This is a genomic window from Pseudomonas sp. GD04091, assembly GCF_029836165.1.
GTDB lineage: Bacteria > Pseudomonadota > Gammaproteobacteria > Pseudomonadales > Pseudomonadaceae > Aquipseudomonas.
This window is the reverse complement of the sequence record NZ_JAOEBG010000023.1, coordinates 1-19,266: the sequence shown is the minus strand read 5'-3', so window position 1 is coordinate 19,266 and position 19,266 is coordinate 1. Positions and strand designations below refer to the sequence as shown.

At 62.9% G+C, this 19,266-nt stretch carries 12 protein-coding genes and 1 pseudogene; 9 read left to right on the top strand and 4 right to left on the bottom strand.

Annotated elements, in window-relative coordinates:
* Positions 1-51: 51 nt before the first annotated feature.
* Positions 52-1,092, bottom strand: a complete 1,041-nt coding sequence (locus tag N7422_RS21980) for an AraC family transcriptional regulator (protein ID WP_279808511.1) — start codon at positions 1,090-1,092, stop codon at positions 52-54.
* Between the two features lie 5 nt (positions 1,093-1,097).
* On the bottom strand, positions 1,098-2,216 hold the full coding sequence (locus N7422_RS21975; RefSeq protein ID WP_279808510.1) for a nitrilase-related carbon-nitrogen hydrolase: 1,119 nt from the start codon (positions 2,214-2,216) through the stop codon (positions 1,098-1,100).
* Between the two features lie 426 nt (positions 2,217-2,642).
* On the opposite strand from N7422_RS21975, the pseudogene N7422_RS21970 reads away from it, so the two are divergent.
* From N7422_RS21970 to N7422_RS21940, 7 genes and pseudogenes are all read left to right on the top strand, one after another.
* Positions 2,643-4,295, top strand: a pseudogene (locus tag N7422_RS21970) (fatty acyl-AMP ligase); the annotation flags it as partial.
* Positions 4,292-6,094, top strand: a complete 1,803-nt coding sequence (locus tag N7422_RS21965; protein ID WP_279808508.1) for an acyl-CoA dehydrogenase family protein — start codon at positions 4,292-4,294, stop codon at positions 6,092-6,094. The pseudogene N7422_RS21970 and the gene N7422_RS21965, both read left to right, overlap by 4 nt.
* Positions 6,075-6,347, top strand: coding sequence for an acyl carrier protein (locus N7422_RS21960; RefSeq protein ID WP_279808507.1), 273 nt, complete (start codon positions 6,075-6,077; stop codon positions 6,345-6,347). Before N7422_RS21965 ends, N7422_RS21960 begins: the two co-directional genes overlap by 20 nt.
* Positions 6,344-10,336 carry an amino acid adenylation domain-containing protein gene (locus tag N7422_RS21955; protein ID WP_279808506.1) on the top strand — a complete coding sequence of 1,331 codons (3,993 nt, stop codon included), beginning with the start codon at positions 6,344-6,346 and terminating at the stop codon, positions 10,334-10,336. Before N7422_RS21960 ends, N7422_RS21955 begins: the two co-directional genes overlap by 4 nt.
* Entirely contained in the window at positions 10,333-10,794 is a 462-nt protein-coding gene (locus tag N7422_RS21950; protein ID WP_279808505.1) for an SRPBCC family protein, read from the top strand. The genes N7422_RS21955 and N7422_RS21950 overlap by 4 nt, the downstream gene beginning before the upstream one ends.
* Positions 10,787-13,936 carry an outer membrane lipoprotein-sorting protein gene (locus N7422_RS21945; protein ID WP_279808504.1) on the top strand — a complete coding sequence of 1,050 codons (3,150 nt, stop codon included), beginning with the start codon at positions 10,787-10,789 and terminating at the stop codon, positions 13,934-13,936. Before N7422_RS21950 ends, N7422_RS21945 begins: the two co-directional genes overlap by 8 nt.
* A complete protein-coding gene (locus N7422_RS21940; protein WP_279808503.1) occupies positions 13,933-15,147 on the top strand; it encodes a hypothetical protein in 1,215 nt (404 codons plus the stop codon). Before N7422_RS21945 ends, N7422_RS21940 begins: the two co-directional genes overlap by 4 nt.
* Here the strand turns inward: N7422_RS21940 and N7422_RS21935 are convergent, their stop codons facing one another.
* Positions 15,148-15,717 (bottom strand): TetR/AcrR family transcriptional regulator, encoded by a 570-nt coding sequence (locus N7422_RS21935; protein WP_279808502.1) that lies wholly within the window; start codon positions 15,715-15,717, stop codon positions 15,148-15,150.
* A 134-nt stretch (positions 15,718-15,851) separates the two neighbouring features.
* Positions 15,852-16,259 (bottom strand): MerR family transcriptional regulator, encoded by a 408-nt coding sequence (locus N7422_RS21930; protein ID WP_279808501.1) that lies wholly within the window; start codon positions 16,257-16,259, stop codon positions 15,852-15,854.
* A gap of 84 nt (positions 16,260-16,343) precedes the next feature.
* Here N7422_RS21930 and N7422_RS21925 point away from each other — a divergent pair, with 84 nt between their 5' ends.
* Positions 16,344-16,766, top strand: a complete 423-nt coding sequence (locus N7422_RS21925; RefSeq protein ID WP_279808500.1) for a hypothetical protein — start codon at positions 16,344-16,346, stop codon at positions 16,764-16,766.
* A 276-nt stretch (positions 16,767-17,042) separates the two neighbouring features.
* Positions 17,043-19,079, top strand: a complete 2,037-nt coding sequence (locus N7422_RS21920; RefSeq protein ID WP_279808499.1) for an NADPH-dependent 2,4-dienoyl-CoA reductase — start codon at positions 17,043-17,045, stop codon at positions 19,077-19,079.
* The last annotated feature ends 187 nt before the right edge of the window (positions 19,080-19,266 follow it).

Genomic DNA, 19,266 nt, shown 5'->3' with positions numbered 1-19,266 from the left:
CCACGCTTGTGAACTGGACCTGCCGGAACCGGCGGACGACGCCACCGAGCTCTAGCCCACTTGCCTCTGATGGCGGCGAAACTCCCCCGGCGTCAGGCCCGTCCAGCGCTTGAAGGCGCGCTGGAAGGCCTCGGCCGACGCGAACCCCAGCAGATAGGCGATCTCACCGAAGGCCAGTTCCGTGTCGCGGATATAGGTCTCGGCGAGGTCGCGTCGCGTGTCGTTGAGCAGGTTGCGAAAGCGCGTGCCTTCCTCGGCCAGCTTGCGGCGCAAGGTCCAGGTTGGCAGCTGCAGGTGCCGCGCCACTTCTTCAAGATCCGGTTCACGCCCGCCATTGAGCAGCGGCCCGAGCAGGTGCGTGATGCGCTCGCCCAGGCTGCGGATGCGTGTGCGCTGGGCCAGTTCCGCCTCGCATAGCTGCAGCAGGTGTTGCCAGGTGCTCGGACAATGCTGCCGGTTGGGCAGGGCGAGCGTGGCCTGGCTCAGGCGCAGTTGGTTGGCTGGCGCGCCGAACTGGATCGGACCTGCGCACAGCCCCTGGTACTGCCCGGCATACGCCGGCGCGTCGAACTCGATTTCCAGGCGTTCGGCCTGTATCGGCCTTGCCGCCAGGGCGCCTAGCTGCGCCAGCCAGCCGCTGAGCAGCGAGTCGACCACGAAGCGGTTGTAGCTGTTGTACGGGCTGATGGAGTAGAAGCGCAGCCAGGCGCCCTGGCTGTCCTCGTGAAAGCTCGACTGGCCGCGGTAGTTGGCGGCGTACAGTGGCTCGAAGCGCAGCAGGGTGCGGGCGGCGTCGCCGAGCGTCGGGGCCTGGGCGGCGGTGACTCCGGCCAGCCCGGCCTGGGCCAGGCGGCTGAAGGGCCCCATGCGCAAGCCCAGCGCCGGTTCGCCGGACAGGGCGATGGCGGCATGGCCCAGGTGCATGTAGCGTGGGATCGACAGCCGCGCGCCCGGCTCCGCCAGGCGCTGCGCGTCCAGGCCGTAACGCGACAGCAAAGGCTGTGGATCGTGGCCCAGCGCGATGAGCGCCTCGGCCAGCGGCTGGACGAAACCTACCGACAGGTCTCCCAAGCGCACGCGCGGGCGAGGCATGGACGTCACAGCCACAGGTTGAGCAGACGGGCACCGTGGCTGCTGTTGCCAACCCACAGGTGACCCGCCTGGTTGGCGAAGCCTTGGCCATCTCCGGCCTGTTCCCAGAACTGGCCGCGCATGAACACGCTGATGCTGGGGAGGCTGCCGTTGGCGGTCCGGGTCAATTGCTGCCAGGCGTCCTGTTCACTGACCTGGCCGCGTTGCAGTGGCAGGTTGCTGGCTGCGGCCTGATGACGGTTGCCGCGCCACGGTGCCTCCCAACTCTGCTTGCCACTGAGGAAGACCGGGTTGGCGATCAACTGTGCCGACTGCTGGGTGAGCTGCCGGTAATTGTCCGGATACCAGCTGTCGCTGCCGACCAGCACGCCCAGGCGTCCCGCTGGGGTCTGCAGCACCTGCAGAGGGTGACGCTGGCCATCGTGGATGTAACGGCGGGTTTCGCTGTCGGGATACTGCTGGTGCTGTGGCTGGCCCAGCACCGAGCCATCGCCGGCGAACACCAGGCTGCTGTTGAACAGCGGGCCGCGGCCGGCGCGCAGCACACCGTTCTCGACGTAGGGAGCCGGCAGGACGATCGAGCCCGCCACCAGGGTGACGCCGAATTCCCGGGCCAGGCTGCCGAACACCTGCTGGTAGTCGGCGGCCATCTGTGCCGCCTTCATGCGCAGGTGGGCGTCGGTGCGGCGATCGTCACCCGTGGCGGCCAGCATCGCCAAGCCGTAGCGCAGCGGATTGCTCAGCTCCAGCCACTGCTCGGCTTCGCGTCGCTGAGTGACCTGGTACAGCTCGCGCTTTTCGCCGCGGGCCCAGAGCCACGTGCCGATATGCTCCGGCAACACCACCACGGTACGCGGATTGACCAGTCCTTGCGCGCGGGCCTGCTCCAGGTAGGCCGACAGCTTGCGATGCAGGCGCGTGAGGTTCTGGTAGTCGCTGGGATACAGCAGCGGTTCGACCCCCAGCAGATTGCCGTGTTCGCCTGGCACCCCCTGGTTGAGCGCCAGCTCGATGCGCAGGTCGGACAGGTAGTGCCCCTCTGGACGCTGCAAGGTCCAGAAGCCGTAGCCGCAGAGGGCGGCGATGACGACCAGTGCCAGGGCACTGGCAAGCAGTTTGCGCATGGCTTCAGTTGCCGCGCAAAGGTGAGGAGGTCATGAAGGGCGTCAAGGGCATATTGCGGTCTTCGTCATTGGCTTCGGGACTTCTGGTGCACGGCTTCATTTTCGGCGTTTTCGATCATACCAAAGCTGACTGCTGGCGATGGATCGGATTTCACCGCTTGTCCCGCGCCCGTCGATCGGTTCCGGATCTGCGCCATGGATGCGGCCGAGGCGCCTCCGGCATGCCTGGCGTTAGACCTAATAAGAAAGTAATGGCAAGGGGCTAGCAGTATACAGACAAGTCTGTATACTCCGTGGCCCTCGGCATTCACAAGAATGAGAACAATGGAAATGGACTTCGCACTCGACCTGCCCGAGCGGCAGGTTGTCGCGCCCTGCGCGCATCAATCTTTCGTCAGCCTGTTGCGCTAGCGTGCCGAACAGACCCCTGACCGCCTTGCCATGACCTTTGGCGATGGCCAGACACTCTCGGCCAGCCTCACCTACCAAGACCTCGATCGCGCAGCCCGCGCCCTTGCCAGTCGGCTTCAGGGCATGTCGGTAGTAGGCAAGCGTGCCGTGATCCTGATGCAGCCCAGCGCGCAGTATGCGATGGCGATCCTTGGTTGCTGGTACGCACGGCTGACTGCGGTGCCGGTTTATTCGCCAAAGGTCAATGCGTCCTACGAGCGTGTCCGGCTGGTTCTAGAGGATGCGGGCGCCGAGGTGATCCTGTCGACGCAGTCGGTCATCGATGGATTGCAGCAAGGGGAGTGGCCGGCGCTACACAATGGCTCGGTGCAGGTGCTGGCGGTCGATGGCATTGACCTCCAGTCCCCTGGGCCGTGGGTTATGCCGAACATCGAGCCGCAGACATTGGCCGTGCTGCAGTACACCTCGGGCTCCACCGGCAAGCCCAAAGGTGTGCGCTTGCAACACCGGCATCTGCTGAAAAACTCTGAGATGATCCAGCGTGCCATGGCTAGCAGCGAGCATGATGTCGGAGTGGCCTGGCTGCCGCCGTATCATGACATGGGGTTGATTGGCAGCTTGTTGCAGCCCCTGTATTGCGGGTTTCCCGTCCACCTGATCGCGCCCGCGACATTTCTCCAGCGCCCGCATCGCTGGCTGGAGATGATCTCCCGGCTCGAGGCCACCGTCAGCGCGGCTCCCAACTTCGCCTACGATCTGTGTGCACGGCGTCTGCGGCCAGAGCAATTGGCCGCGCTCGACCTGTCCAGCTGGCGGCTGGCCGCCAATGGGGCCGAGCCAATTCGTGCCGAAACCCTTGACGCCTTCGCTGAAGCCTTTGCACCGGCCGGCTTTTCTCCGTCGGCTTTCCAGCCATGCTATGGCATGGCTGAAACCACGCTGCTGGTATCCGCCAGTGATCCCCATGGCGCGCGCCGGGAGTTTCTGGCCGATCCACAGGCCCTCAAGCGGGGCCTGCTGCAAGGCACTGAGAACGACGGCGTGCGTCTGGTGAGCAGTGGTCGTCCTGATCGTGACGCGCAGGTGAGGATTGTCGATCCCCAGCGCCATGTCCCTCTGGCCGATGGGCATGTCGGTGAAATCTGGGTTGCTGGCCCGATGGTCGCCGATGGTTACTGGAACAACGCCGAAGCGACGCGCGAGACCTTCCTCGCCGGGCTCCCTGACAGTCAGGAAATGTGGCTGCGAACCGGTGACCTGGGGGTGATGCATGACGCAGAGTTGTATGTGACCGGTCGGATCAAGGACCTGATCATCATCCGTGGGCATAACCACTACCCTACCGATATCGAGTCGACCGTCATGCTGGTGCACCCGGCCATCAAGGCTCACGGCGTGGCGGCCTATGCCTATGAGGAAGGCGGCGAAGAAGCGCTGGGCTTGGTGGTGGAAGTCGAGCGGGGCGCCAGGGGCCTGGATCTGGCGCGTCTGCGCGAGGACATTGTGCACGGCGTTTCCCAGGTGCATCAGCTCAAGGTTTCAGCACTGCTGCTGACTGCCCCAAACAGGATCGCTCGGACCTCCAGCGGCAAGATCCAGCGTGGCGAGACGCGTGACAGGGTACTTGCCGGGGCAATTGCCGCCCTGGAGCAGGGGGGCAGTCAATGATGCTGCCCCAGTACCTCAAGGCATTGGAAATGGAGCAACGCCTGGGCGATCCGGAGCGTGCGGACAATCTGCTGTCCTTTGCCCAGGCCCTGCAGCTGGACGAGGAGGATGCCTTCCCCGAAGCACAGGTCAGTGCCTTGAACGCCATGGGCATGCCGAATTGCTACGTGCCGCGAGCGTTGGGTGGCGAGTTCACTGATTGTGAAGGCTTCGTCGCGCTCGGCCGCGTACTGGCGCGGCGCAACATGTCGGTGGCTGTCGCCTACAGCACCATGCTCTGGAGCACGCTGAGCTGGTTGGGTGGCAACGATCGACAGAAGCGCGAGGTTGCCGACTGGATCATGCACAACGCCAGCTTTCCTTGTCTGGCGTACTCGGAGTCCGAACATGGCGCCGATCTGGTCTCCAATCGCCTGACCGCGACCCGGAACAGCGACGGTAGCTATACCTTGCGTGGTGAAAAATGGCCGATCAATCGGGCGATCCGTTCTGACTTCCTGGTATTGCTGGCGCGTACGGACGAGCGCAACAACCTGCGAAACCATTCGTTGTTCATCATCAAGAAGGATCAACTCGACAGTCGCCGCTACTACTACCTGCCGCGCGTCAAGACCCACGGCCTGAAGGGGTGTGACATCAGCGGCATCGGTTTTCGCGACTGCGTGGTGCCCGCTGGCTGCCTGGTCGGCGAGGTCGGTCACGGACTAGAGCTGGCACTCAAGGGCTTCCAGATCACGCGTACCTTCTGCACGTCGCTGAGCCTGGGTGTTGGTGACACCGCCCTCAGGCTGGTCGCTGACTATGCCAGCCGACGCACGTTGTACGGCACGGCTATCAGCAACCTGCCGCACACCCGCGATGTGCTGGCCAACAGTTACTTGTCACTGCTGATGGCGGAATGCGTGTCCATTGTTTCTGCACGAGGCCTGCACATCTGCCCGCAGGTTTACTCGTCATGGTCGTCAATCGCCAAGGTGCAAGTCTGTCACCTGATCGATTACGCCAATGCGCAGCTGGCGAGTGTCCTTGGCGCGCGCTTCTACATGCGCGACCAGCAGGGCGTTGGCGTGTTTCAGAAATTCTTCCGCGATGGGGCGGTCGTGTCGATCTTCGATGGCAGCAGCCATGTCTGCCTCGACAGTTTGGCGAGCCTGCTGGAAAGCCTGGTACGTCCGGGCGAGCAAGCCGAGGCCAGCCGCTGCATGGAGCTGCTCTTCGACCTGCGCACGCCGCTGCCGGCGCTCGACCATGGGCGGGTGACATTGTTCTCCCGTGAAGGCGACCCACTGATCGGTCAATTGCCGCACCTGCTGCAGCGCCTTGAGGGACTGCCGGCTGACCAGCACACACCTCCACCGCTGTTGCAGCGATTGCAGGAGGCTGGCCGGACGTTTCTCGCCCAGGCCATGCAACTCAAGGAGCAGATATCCAGCAAGAGCGGACCACGCGGAGCACGCAACAGCGCCCATCGCTTTGCTTTGGCCGAGCGCTATTGCGCGGTCTACTCCGTCGCTGCCTGTTTGGGTGTCTGGCTGTACAGCCGCGACGTGCTGACTGCGGAACATCGTGGCGGCCACTGGCTGTTGGCGGTACTCGAGCGAGGCTTGCAGTCGCACTTTCATGCCGGAGGCCTATGCGCCGAGCGGGTCGAGCAGCTTTACGAAGCGATGACCGCACAACGTTGCGGCAGCCAGATGTTCTCTCTGCTGGCCTGGCCGCTGGCGGCACAGGGCCTGGCCGAAAGCGTGGACGAAACAATGGACCAAGAGGAAATGGACAATGCCAACAGCGCTGCGTGATCTTGCTTTCTACCGTGACAAGCTCAAGTCGATGATCGAGCCCGAACTGCGCTTGCCTGCCGGCTCGCTGGACTGCGATCGCAATCTGTCGGAATACGGTCTGGATTCGATCGTTGCCCTGACGATTGCCGGCGACCTCGAGGATCAGTTGCGTATCCAGTTGCCGCCGACACTGCTCTGGGATTATCCGACGGTCGATGACCTGGCCGGATATCTGTGCCGCACCGTCGATCAGGTCGGGGCGCCGGCATGACCAAGCGTACCGATAGCGCAGGTGGGCAGCTGTCCTGGCCATTGGCCAACGAACAGGCTGGGCTGTGGTTCATGCAGCAGAGCCAGCCAAGACTGGGAGCTTTCAACCTGTTGTTCAGCCTGAAGGTGCGCAACCAACAGGCGTCCTGGCCAGACTTCCAGGCCTTGCTGACAGAGCTGGTGAGTGACTACCCGGTGCTGCGTTCGTGCTTCGAACAGGGGCAGGCTGGTATCACCCAGGTGGTCCGGGAGCCGATGCGTTTCGACATTCGCCACGGCGATGCATTCGGTTTGGATGATGCGGCACTGCGGGAGCGCGCGCGCCAGGATGCTCGCTTGCCCTTCGATCTGCGCGAGCCGCCGTTGTGGCGCCTGCATGTCTACCGTTGCGATGGTGACAGTTGGCTGGTGATGTTCGTTGTCCACCACATCCTGCTCGACTTCTGGTCGTTGGGGCTGCTGCTCAAGGACGTCTTTGCGCGCCTGGGAAGGCAGGCGCGTACCTTGGACGTGCAGGCTGGTATCGACTTTGCCGAGTATGCCGGACAAGTGCTCGAACCATCGCGCCTGAGCGTGCTGGAGGCCTATTGGGCACAGCGTTTCGCCACTGCGCCGGCCCTGCACGAGATTCCGCTGGATCGAGCGCGTCCGTCGCAGCGCCTGTTCGCGGGGGCCAGTGAAACGTTCATGTTCGATCGAGCCAGTAGCGCAGGTATCACCAGGCTCGCCCGCGAACACCACGCCACACCCTTCATGGTGATGCTGGCGGCCTACAGTGCCTTCCTGGGGCATTGGTCAGGTCAGGAACAGGTGGTTATCAGCACACCCGTGGCCAACCGCATGGCACGGCGCTGGCGAGACACCCTCGGTCAATTCGTCAATACCTTGTGTCTACCCGTGACGGTCGACCCTCGTTGCAGTTTCCTCGCGCTGCTGGCTCAGGTGCGAGAACACGTGGTGGGTGCGCTGCGTCACCAGGACATGCCGCTGCACAAGCTGGTGGAGACGCTGGCGCCGGCCCGTGACGGTAGTTACGCCGCCCTGGCCCAGCTGGGTTTTTCCTGGGAGCGATTGCCAGTCCTGGCTGACTTCGAGCATTTCTACGCGTCCTCTGCGGCTACCAAGGAAGGCGTGCAGACGACGGACTCTCCATTGGCGCAGTGGCAACTGAGCGCCTTCCCAGTTCCCCAGCAGGAGGGGCAGCTTGACCTGCAGTTGGAAATGGGGGCGCTGGTCGATGAATGTTTCGAGGCTGTCTTCAAGTACGACAGCCAGTTGTTCGAGGCGCGGAGTATCAGACGCTTGCGCGATGGGCTGCAGGTCTTCGTGGCAAGGCTGGTGCAAGAGCCGGGGCTGAGCATTGCCCAGCTGCTGCAGCCGCGCACCGACCAGCTCGATGACTGTCGGGCTCTGGGCATGGGCGTGACCGATGCGTCGCTGCAACCTGGCCTGCTCGAGCGCCTGTGCCGATGGGCCGAACAACAACCTGGGCGCTTGGCGGTCAGCGACGCGCACACCCGTCTTGGCTATGCCGAGCTGTGGCAGCGCAGCGAGCATCTGGCCAGGCACCTGCTGGCGCATGGCGTGGGCGCTGGAGATCGGGTCGGTTTTCGCTTGAGCCGCGGGGCTCAACTGGTGCCGGTGATCTTAGCGATCTGGCGCCTGGGCGCAGCCTATGTGCCGCTTGATCCACAGTTCCCCGAAGACCGCCTGGCCTATATGGCCAAGGATGCGGGTGTACGACTGATCATCTGCGATCCTGGCGTCGAAGCCCCTGGCGCCTGCCCGCCGTGGATCAGCCTCGATCGCTTCGAGGTGGCTCCAGTGGCGGGCGACCTGCCCGCTGCCAAGGCCGCTTCGGGCGGCGCCTACATCCTCTATACGTCGGGCTCGACCGGCAAGCCAAAAGGCGTGCAGGTAAGCCATGCAGCGTTGCTCAATTTCCTTCTCGGCATGCATGACCTGTTTGTCCTGGAAGCTGGCAACTGCCTGCTCGCGGTGACCACGCCGTCATTCGATATCTCCTTGCTCGAACTGTTCTTGCCGTTGCTTGCGGGCGCCTCGGTGCACGTTGCCAGTCAGCAACAGGTGCGTGACGGCGCCTTGTTGGCCAGCGCTATCGAGGCGCATGCGATCACCCATCTGCAAGCCACGCCCGCGACCTGGCAGATGCTGCTGGGCCAGGCTGAAAAGTCCAGGCTGCAGGGGGTCACCGCACTGTGCGGCGGCGATGTGCTGCCCGAAGCGTTGGCCGATCGCCTGCTGGCAAGTTGCGCCGCGTGTTGGAACCTGTATGGGCCGACCGAGACCACGGTCTGGTCGTCTGCTGCGCGGCTGCGCGCAGGCCATCCGCCGACCATCGGCAGGGCGATCCGCAACACCGAACTGTTGGTGGTGGACGAACACGGCGTTCCGGTCCCACCGGGAATGGCCGGTGAGCTGTGGATCAGTGGCGCCGGATTGGCGGAAGGCTATTGGGGGCGCCCGGACCTCACGGCTGAGCGTTTCATCGAGCAGGGCCCCTTCGGCCAGCGTTGGTACCGGACCGGTGACCGGGTCCGCTGGAGCCCGCATGATGAGTTGGAGCACCTCGGTCGCCTGGATTTTCAGGTCAAGCTGCGTGGTTATCGTATCGAGCTTGGCGAGGTCGAGGCCGCTTTGTGTGCTTGCGCGGGGATCGCACAGGCGGCGGTGTGCCTGAAAGACACTCCACAGGGACCGGCACTCGTCGCGTATCTGGTCGCACAGCCCGGTCACGAGCCACGGGTGGAGGACCTCAAGCAATCACTCAAGCGGATGCTCGCCGCCTACATGGTGCCCGGTCACTATGTCTATCTAGAACGCTTGCCGATGACTGCCAACGGCAAGGTCGATCGCCAGCGTATGCCTGCGCCGGTCCTCGATCAGCCGCTTGCGCCGTTGATGGCGCCACGCGATGAGCTGGAGCGGCAACTGGCGGCATTGTTCTGCCAGACGTTGCGTCACCACGCGATCAGCATCGATGACGACTTCTTCGCGCTGGGTGGGCATTCCTTGCTGGCGGTGGAACTGATCAACCTGATCAACCGCAGTCAACAGACTGAGCTGACCGTCGGCGATCTGCTGAGCTATCCGACGGTGGCCGAGATGGCCGCGCGCCTGCGTGAAGACCGGCCGCTGCTGGAAAGCAACCTGGTCACGCTGCGCAGAGGCGCGGGCCGGCCGATTTGGTTGTTCCACCCGATTGGCGGCAACGTGGTCAGTTATCGGGAGTTGAGCCGCCATCTGCAGACACCCAGGCCGGTCATTGCCGTGCAGTCCCCTGGGCTGGGGGCCGATGGCGAGGCCGAAGTCACCATCGAAGCCATGGCCACCCGCTACATTGCCCAGCTACGCGGGGTTCAGCCGACGGGGCCGTATCTGCTCGGCGGTTGGTGCTTCGGCGGAGCTATCGCCTATGAGGTTTCCCGTCAGTTGACGGCGGCCGGCGAGACGGTGGAAGGCGTGTTCCTTGTCGACACGCGCGCGCCGGTCGTCGCCAACATGCCCGCCGATGCCGACGATGCCACGCTCATGAGCTGGTTTGCTCGGGACCTGGCCGCGCCGCACGGCGTACGTCTGTATATCGATCCTGCCGAGCTGCGGGCGCACCCGACCGAAACAGCCTTCGCGTATCTGCTGGAGCGTGCTCGGCGTGCCGGGGCACTGAGCCCTGAGGCCGATGCGGAGCAACTGGCGCGTCTGTTCGAAACCTACCTGGCCAACGGCATTGCCTTGCAGTTGTACCTGCCCGCTGCAAGTCAGGGGCGCTTCCTGCTGCTGCTGGCCCAGGACGAGACCGAGGATTTCGGTCGGTACCTGGGATGGGAGCCGTTGTTGGGCGATGACCTGCACGCTGTGGCGTTGCCGGGCGATCACAACAGCATCATGTATGCCCCCCAGGTCCAGGCCGTGGCGGAGCATGTTAGCCAGTACTTCAACCTTTCCCTGCGCGTGGAGCACCTCGCATGATCCGTGCCGAATATTCCTGCCTGCTTCCTGTGGACCAGCATCAGCTGTTCGCCTACATCAGTGATCCTTCCAACGACGTGCACTGGCAAGGGTCCTGCGTCGAGGCCCAGCTGGCGAGCAGTCCAGCCACGCTGGGGACCGAATACACCATCGTGTTCAGTTTCCTGGGGCGTCGGATGAACTTTCGCTGCCGTATCACCACCTTTGAACCGCCGTACAACTTCGGCTTCAAGGTGCTCGACGGCTCCTTCCTGTATGAGGGGCGCTACAGCTTCACTGCGCAGGGGGAGGGTACGCGCCTAGACTGGCAGTTCGATGTCGAGCCCGGACGGTTCTTCGGCATCCTGCCGGTCTCCCTGCTGCGCAAGGTACTGATCTCCCAGATCGAGAAGGACTTCGTTCGCGTCGGCCAACTGGCCGCCATCCAATCGCCTGCCAAGGAATGGGCACATGACTAATTATGCCGCGTTCATCATCCGCTATCGTCGCTGGGTGATCGCTCTTACTTTGTTGGTCACTGCGGTACTTGGCGTCTTCGGCGCTGGCCTGAAGATCGTCATCGATCCCGCGACCCTGGCCCCTCAGGGCCATCCGCTGATCAAGGCCACCAACCATGTCGAGGAGGTTTTCGGCTCCAAGTACCTGATGATCATCGGCATCACGCCCAAGCAGGGCGACCTCTACCAGCCGGCGGTGCTCGATGCCGTGCGTGGCATCACCCGCCAGCTCGACGCCCAGCCTGGCGTGGTGCGCACCACATTGCTCAGCCTGGCGAGCCGACAAGCCAAGGGTATCAAGGGGACTGAAGAAGGCTTTGAGGCCCGCGCTCTGCTAGGTTCGACCAATAGCTCCGCCGAATTGGCGCAACTGCGTGAGGCTCTGGCCAGCAACCCGGTGTATCAACAGACCGTGGTCTCGGCCGATGGGCGCACCGCAGCCATCCTGGTTGAGCTCAAGGAGCGCTCCGACGGCTTTACCGCGATGGTCGAGCCGATCCGCAAGATTGCCGACGCCTATGCTTCCGACGCTCTGACCATCCGCTATGGCGGCAACCCACCCTACCTGGAAAAGACCGAGGAATATGCCAATCGCATCAACATCCTGTTCCCGATCGCGATCATCGTCATCGGCTTGCTGCACTTCGAGGCGTTCCGTACCCGTCAAGGACTGATCCTGCCGCTGGTCACCGCGCTGATGGCGGTCATGTGGGGAACCGGCTTCATGGGCGTGCTCGGACAGCCGATGGACATCTTCAACTCGCCGACGCCGATCCTGATCCTGGCTGTGGCCGCTGGGCATGCGGTGCAGTTGCTCAAGCGCTACTACGAGGACTATGCGCGGCTGCGGGCCACGGGCGACATGTCGCCCGAGGAAGCCAACCAGCAAGCGGTCATCAGTTCGATGGCCGGTGTCGGCCCAGTGATGCTGATGGCCGGCAGCATCGCCGCGATTGGCTTCTTCTCGCTGCTGGTGTTCGACATCGCCACGATCCGTGCCTTCGGCATCTTCACCGGCATCGGAATTCTCAGTGCCATGCTGCTGGAAATGACCTTCATTCCGGCCATCCGCTCGCTGCTCAAGCCGCCGGGCGACAAAGTACTGGACAAGGAGCAGCGTGTACGCATCTGGGACCGTATCCCGGCTGCGGCAGCCTCCTGGGTGATCCAACCGTCCAAACGGACAGCGATGCTCGCTGCCTACCTGCTTGCGGCCCTTGGCCTGACCTTGGCCATGCAGGACGTGGTGATCGACAACTCGAGCAAGAATTTCTTCGATTCGAGCCTGGCCCTGCAAAAGGACGATGCCTTCCTCAATGATGCACTGGGCGGTACCAATAGTTTGTACGTCATGGTCGAAGGCAGCGAGGCGGACGCCATCAAGCAGCCCGATGTACTGGCGGCGATCGCCAGTCTCCAGCGTTATGCCCAAGCCCAGCCTGAAGTCGGCAAGACCTTGTCCATCGTCGACTTCATCTCCCGTATGAATGCAGCGATGAATGCCGATGACCCGGCCTTCGATCGCCTTCCTGTCGAGCGCAACCTGATTTCCCAGTACCTGTTGCTGTACTCGATGTCGGGCGAACCGGGCGACTTCGATTCCTATGTCGACTACAACTATCAGCGTGCCAAGATCACCTTGCTGCTGAAGACCGGTAACAATGCCCAGGTCAAGGCGTTGCTGGGCAAGCTCAAGGCCGAAGCCGTGCGAACCTTCCCGGCGACGGTAACAGTGTCCTTTGGTGGTGATGTGGCACAGACCGTGGCGCTCACTGAGACCCTGGTCAACGGCAAGCTACGCAACATCGTGCAGATTGCTCTGGCGATCTTCGTCATCTCGGCACTGGTATTCCGCTCTGTCTTTGCCGGCTTCATAGTGCTGACGCCACTGGCCTTGTCGGTCATCGCTGTGTTTGGCGTGATGGGCCTGTTCGGCATCCCTCTGAATATCCCCAACTCGTTGATCTCTGCCATGGCGGTAGGCATTGGTGCCGATTATGCGATCTACATGCTCTACCGCCTGCGCGAGCAATACCGGCTGAGCCAGAACCCACCGCAAGCGGTGCGCGAGACCCTGGCCACCGCTGGCAAGGCGTCGCTGTTCGTGGCCACCGCAGTGGCCGGCGGCTACGGCGTTCTGGCACTGTCCTTCGGCTACAACGTCCACCTCTGGCTATCGATGTTCATTGTCATTGCCATGCTGGTGAGTGTAACGGCCTCGCTGACGCTGGTGCCGGCGTTGGCAATGCTGTTCCGCCCAGCCTTCATCTTTGGCAGGGGCCACGGCAACTTGGCCTCGCAACTCAACCTAGGCTTGGCCGTCGTGGTCACGGCGGGACTGGCGGCGTATGGCAACCCGGCTTCGGCAGAAGAGGCGCCGAGTGCCGAGCAGATCATGCAGCGCAGTTATCAGGCCGGCAAAGTGCTCGATTCCAGCAGTAGTGCAACCTTTACCCTGATCAACGCCAACGGGGAGCGCCGCGAGCGCAAGACGATCGGAGTGACCAAGCTGCAGCCTGGCCCTGCCCAGGACAACATGCGCTATGTGAAATTCGTTGCACCGCAAGACATCAAGGGAACCGCGACCTTGCTGGTGGAGCAGAGTGCCACCGACGACGACATGTGGATCTATCTGCCGGCCCTGGGCAAGGTCCGACGGCTGTCGGCGTCGAACAAGCGCGACAGTTTCGTCGGTACTGATTTCAGTTACGGCGATATCGTCGGCCACAATCCGGCCAACTGGCGACATCGGCTGTTGGCTCGGGAGACGCTGGACGACGGGGCTTCGGTATTCAAGGTCGAGTCCGTGCCATCCGATGACAAGGAAGCCACTGATTCAGGGTACTCGAAGATGCTCAACTGGGTGCGTGCTGACAATTTCATGGCCGTGCGCACGGAGTTCAGCGATCAATCCGGCCAGTTGCTCAAGCGCATCGAATCGTCACGGATCGAAGCGGTGGGGCGACATGGCAAGTGGCAGGCCATGCGCTCTGTCGCATACAACCTGCAGACGGGGCATCGGACAGAGATCGCCTTCGATGCTTTCCAGGCTGAACAAGGCGTGGATGAGCGCTATTTCAAGCCCCAGGGGTTGGGGAGATGAGGCGACTGGGTCTGATGTTGCTGGCCTTGTCCGGCACGGCCCAGGCGACCTTGCAACTGGACAGTTCCGTCTCTTTGCGCACAGGCTTGTGGAGTGGTGATCGGGCGTTGACCGACGAGACGGATGTCAAGGTGGCTTCGCTCTGGGTACGCGAGCGTCTCAGTTCCAGTGATCAGGGCGAGCTGGTATTTGACGGTTGGGCACAGCAGCGCAGTATCGGCGGGCAGCGTCACGGTCGTGTGCGCGAAGGTTACTGGCATCACGAGTTCGGCGATTACGACTTGCGTATCGGGCGGCAGATCGTGGTGTGGGGGCGCGCCGATGGAGTCAATCCCACCGACAACCTGGCGCCTCGGGACTTCACCCTTTTGACGCCGGAGGATGGCGATCAGCGCTACGGTGCCGACATGCTCAATCTGACCCGCTACGTCGGCGATGGCAGTGTCGCGCTGATGTGGTACCCCGAGGCGCCCAGCCATACCATCCCACTGGTACCTCTGGCGAATGTCGACTATGACAACCGCCAGTCCGGCCGCTCGCAGTGGGCGACCAAGTGGGAGTGGTCGGCACCGAACATGGACGGCTCACTGTCCTACCTGGATGGTGTCGATCCATTACCCGTACTGACGCCTGGCCTGTTGACCAGCCAGGGCGCCACGGTGCAGGTGCAAGCCCAGCGCAGTCGCATCCTGGGCATGGACTTCAGCATGACCCAGGGCGCCATGGTCTGGCGAGCGGAGGCAGCCTATTCCAGGCCGGACAGCAACGGCCAGGAGGATTACCTGCACAAGAAACCGCAGTTGTTCATGGTGATGGGCGGTGAGTGGACGTTTCGCAACAATGCGACCCTGGGTTTGCAGGCCACTTACACGCACGTCTATGACTTCAGCCGGCCGCAGCGGTTGGACTGGTTCGCCCGGGAGGTGGCGCTGCGGCAGATGACGACGAGTGGCCAGACGGCCAGCGATCAGTACGGGTTCACCTGGCGCGTGGCCAAGCGCTGGCTGAATGACAACCTGTCGATTGAAGCCAGCGGAGTCGCCAACGTGCAGAACGACAGTGGTATTGCACGCCTGAAAGCTTCTTACATGCTGTCGGACCATGTACGCCTTCTGGGCGGCGTCGATGGTTATTACGGACGGGAAGATACTTTTTTCGGCCAGTTGCGCGACAACCAAACGCTATACGTCCAGGCGGAGTACGGGTTCTGATCATCCCTGCTGTGGTTGTGGTTGCAGCAGCATGAGCACCACCTGCATGGCGCTCGCCAGAGGGTCGCCCTTGACGCCGATGGTGGTGAGGTTGCGGGTGCCTTCAAGCAGCGTCAGGCACTGCAGGGCCAGGGTCGCGCTGCGCTCGCCGTAGCCTGCGCTGAACAGCAGCGCGCAGAACAGGTCGGCCAGCGTCTGCTTGTGTTTGAGGCAGATCTGATGAATCGGATGGTCGCAGCTGGCATAGACCGTCGCGGCGATGCCAAACAAGCAGCCACGCACGTTGCTGTCGATGAATTTGCCGCGATACCACACCAGCAACGCCGCCATCTGTTGCGGCAGCTGTGGTGGGACATTGACCAGGCATGACTGGATTTCGCCGATGATGGCGTGGTGGTAATGCTCCAGCACCTGAGCGATCAATATTTCCTTGGAAGGAAAGTACTTGTACAGCGTCATCTTGCTCACGTTGGACTCTTTGATGACCCGGTCAATACCTACCGACTGCAAGCCTTCATGCAGAAACAGCTCCAGCGCGGTGGTGACCAATGCCTCTCGAGCTTTGGACATGAGGGTTCTCTCCTGTAAAACGAAAATGCGGCATCGGGCTCATGCTCGGCACGGAAGGACAGGCGCATGAGAAGGCTCCAATGGTAAGTCACTTTGGACCTTCGTTCTGGATCATCTGGTGCGCCCAGGGGGCATCAGCTTCCCGCCGGGCCGGTCAAGGCCAGCGTAGAACGTGGCCCCGGCAGGTCGAGTTCGTCGCGTAGCGGGCAGGCCAGGGTGAGGCGATGCAGGAGGGCGGTACGCAGTTGCTGCAACTCGTCGAGGCGCTGTTCGACCAGCGCCACCTTGTCGCGTAACAGCGCTTCCACAGCCTGGTCGGGGTTTACCGAATGCCACAGGTGCTCGACGTTGTTGCCGATTTCATTGAGGCTGAAGCCCAGGCGCTGGGCATTGCGAATGAAATGCACCAGCTGCGCGATTTCGTCCGGATAATCGCGGTAGCCGTTGGCCAGGCGGCGGGCCTGAATGAGGCCGCGTTCCTCATAGAACCGCAGCGTATCGCGGCTGACGCCGCAGACCTGGGCAAGTTCACCTATGCGCATGAGAATTTCCTTATTCGGGCTTGACCTTGGAGCTTACCCCAGGCTTTAGCCTGATGCCTTCGTTGATCCGAAGGAGTACGGGTTATGTGGAGCACCGCTCAATATCGCAAGGTGGTACGCGCCAGTGGTCTATACGATTTGCTCATCACTGTGGGTTTTGTGACGCCCTGGAGTTTCGCCCTGCTGCATCACTGGCTAAGTTCGCTGCACGACATGCTTGGCTTGAGCGGCCAGGTACCGTTGTTTGATCCTATGCATGTGATGATGGCCAACCTGATGGGGTCCATTGTATGTGTCTGGTCCTGGCTGAGGATTCGCAATCCGCAGCAACAATTTGGCCGTTACGACGCGGCCGGCCGGATCTTGTTCGCCTCCTGGCAGTTGTACGCCTTGGCTCATGGGGCGTCCGCCTTGCTCTGGGGGATCTTGGTGCTCGAGATACTGTGGGCGATCGTGCAACTGGCGCCGGTCAGGTCACAGCGTGCAGGGGTGCCTCGCTGGGCTTGATGCGGGCTACATGCCCGCCGCGGCGCGGATCATTCATGCCGTGACATTGCGTACAAACCGCGGTGGCGTTTGTGGGGGCTGCTTTGCGCCCCTTCGTGGGTAAAGCGGGCTCAAGCGGACGTAGCTCTGCTGTGCAGCAGGATCAATAAGTTGTCAGTTTCGATCATTGAGCGTGTTCAAACGCCTGTTTAATGTCGGCCTCAGACAAACGACGGGCCCCGCCGCAGCGGTAGAGGCGCCCGCATTCCGTGATCACGCCACCTGTGGAGCTCATCCATGGCTATCGACCGTTACCCGCACCTGCTGGCCCCTCTCGATCTTGGCTTCACCACCTTGCGCAACCGCACCCTGATGGGCTCGATGCACACCGGCCTGGAGGAGCGCCCGGGTGGCTTCGAGCGCATGGCCGCGTATTTCGCCGAACGCGCCCGGGGTGGCGTCGGGCTGATGGTCACCGGTGGCATCGCGCCTAACGACGAGGGTGGCGTGTATTCCGGCGCTGCCAAGCTCAGCTCCGAGGAAGAGGCCGACAAGCACCGGATCGTCACCGAGGCCGTGCATGCCGCCGGCGGCAAGATCTGCCTGCAGATCCTCCACGCCGGGCGCTATGCCTACAGCCCGAAGCAGGTGGCGCCCAGCGCCATCCAGGCGCCGATCAACCCGTTCAAGCCCAGGGAGCTGGACGAGGAAGGCATCGAGAAGCAGATCCGCGATTTCGTCACCTGCGCCAGCCTGGCCCAGCGCGCCGAGTACGACGGCGTCGAGATCATGGGATCGGAAGGCTACTTCATCAACCAGTTCCTCGCCGCCCACACCAACCACCGCACCGACCGCTGGGGCGGCAGCTACGAGAACCGCATGCGCCTGGCCGTGGAGATCGTGCGCCGGGTGCGCGAGGCGGTGGGCCCGAACTTCATCATCATCTTCCGTCTGTCGATGCTCGACCTGGTCGAGGGCGGCAGCACCTGGGACGAGATCGAGCTGCTGGCGAAGGCCATCGAGCAGGCCGGCGCCACGCTGATCAACACCGGCATCGGCTGGCACGAGGCGCGTATCCCGACCATCGCCACCAAAGTACCGCGCGCGGCGTTCAGCAAGGTCACCGCCAAGCTGCGCGGTGCGGTGCAGATCCCGCTGATCACCACCAACCGCATCAACACCCCGGAAGTGGCCGAGGCGGTGCTGGCCGAGGGCGATGCCGACATGGTTTCCATGGCCCGGCCATTCCTGGCCGACCCGGATTTCGTCAACAAGGCCGCTGAAGGCCGCGGCGACGAGATCAACACTTGCATCGGCTGCAACCAGGCCTGCCTGGACCACACCTTCGGCGGCAAGCTGACCAGCTGCCTGGTCAATCCACGGGCCTGCCATGAGACCGAGCTCAACTACCTGCCGGTGCGCGCGGTGAAGCGCATCGCCGTGGTTGGCGCCGGCCCCGCTGGCCTGGCGGCCGCCACCGTGGCCGCCGAGCGCGGGCACGAGGTGACGCTGTTCGACGCCGCCAGCGAGATCGGCGGGCAGTTCAACGTGGCCAAGCGCGTGCCGGGCAAGGAGGAGTTTCACGAGACCCTGCGCTACTTCCGCAACAAGGTGCGCAGCACCGGGGTCGAGCTGCGCCTGAACACCCGCGTCGATGTCGCGGCGTTGATAGCCGGCGAGTTCGACGAAATTATCCTGGCCACCGGCATCGCCCCGCGCACACCGGCCATTCCCGGCATCGACAATGCCAAGGTGCTGAGCTACCTGGACGTGTTGCTCGAACGCAAGCCGGTGGGCGAACGCGTGGCGGTGATAGGTGCGGGCGGCATCGGTTTTGATGTGTCCGAGTACCTGGTGCACAAGGGGGTGACCACCAGCCAGGACCGCGAGGCGTTCTGGAAGGAGTGGGGTATCGACACGCAGCTGGAGGCCCGAGGCGGCGTGGCCGGCGTCAAGGCCGAGCCGCATGCCCCGGCGCGCCAGGTGTACCTGTTGCAGCGCAAGAAGACTAAGGTCGGTGATGGCCTGGGCAAGACCACCGGCTGGATCCACCGTACCGGGCTCAAGAACAAGCACGTGCAGATGCTCAACAGCGTCGAGTACCTGAGCGTGGACGATGCCGGGCTGCATGTGCGCATCGGCGAGGGTGAGCCACAGCTGCTGGCGGTGGACAACATTGTCGTGTGCGCCGGCCAGGAGCCGCTGCGTGAGTTGCATGATGGACTGGCGGCGGCGGGGCAGTCGGTGCACCTGATCGGTGGTGCCGACGTGGCGGCCGAACTGGATGCCAAGCGGGCGATCAACCAGGGGTCGAGGTTGGCGGCGGAACTGTGATTGTCGGAGTGGTTGGCAAGCCAACTTCCACGCTTTTCCTGTGGGAGCTGGTTTGCCAGCGATTTTCAGTAACTGAAGATAAATTTCGAATAGCCCGGTAACTACTTCAAATCTGTTGATCTTGATCTTGATCTTGATCTTGATCTTGATCTTGATCTTGCTTTTAAGCGCGCGATAGTTCAGGCAG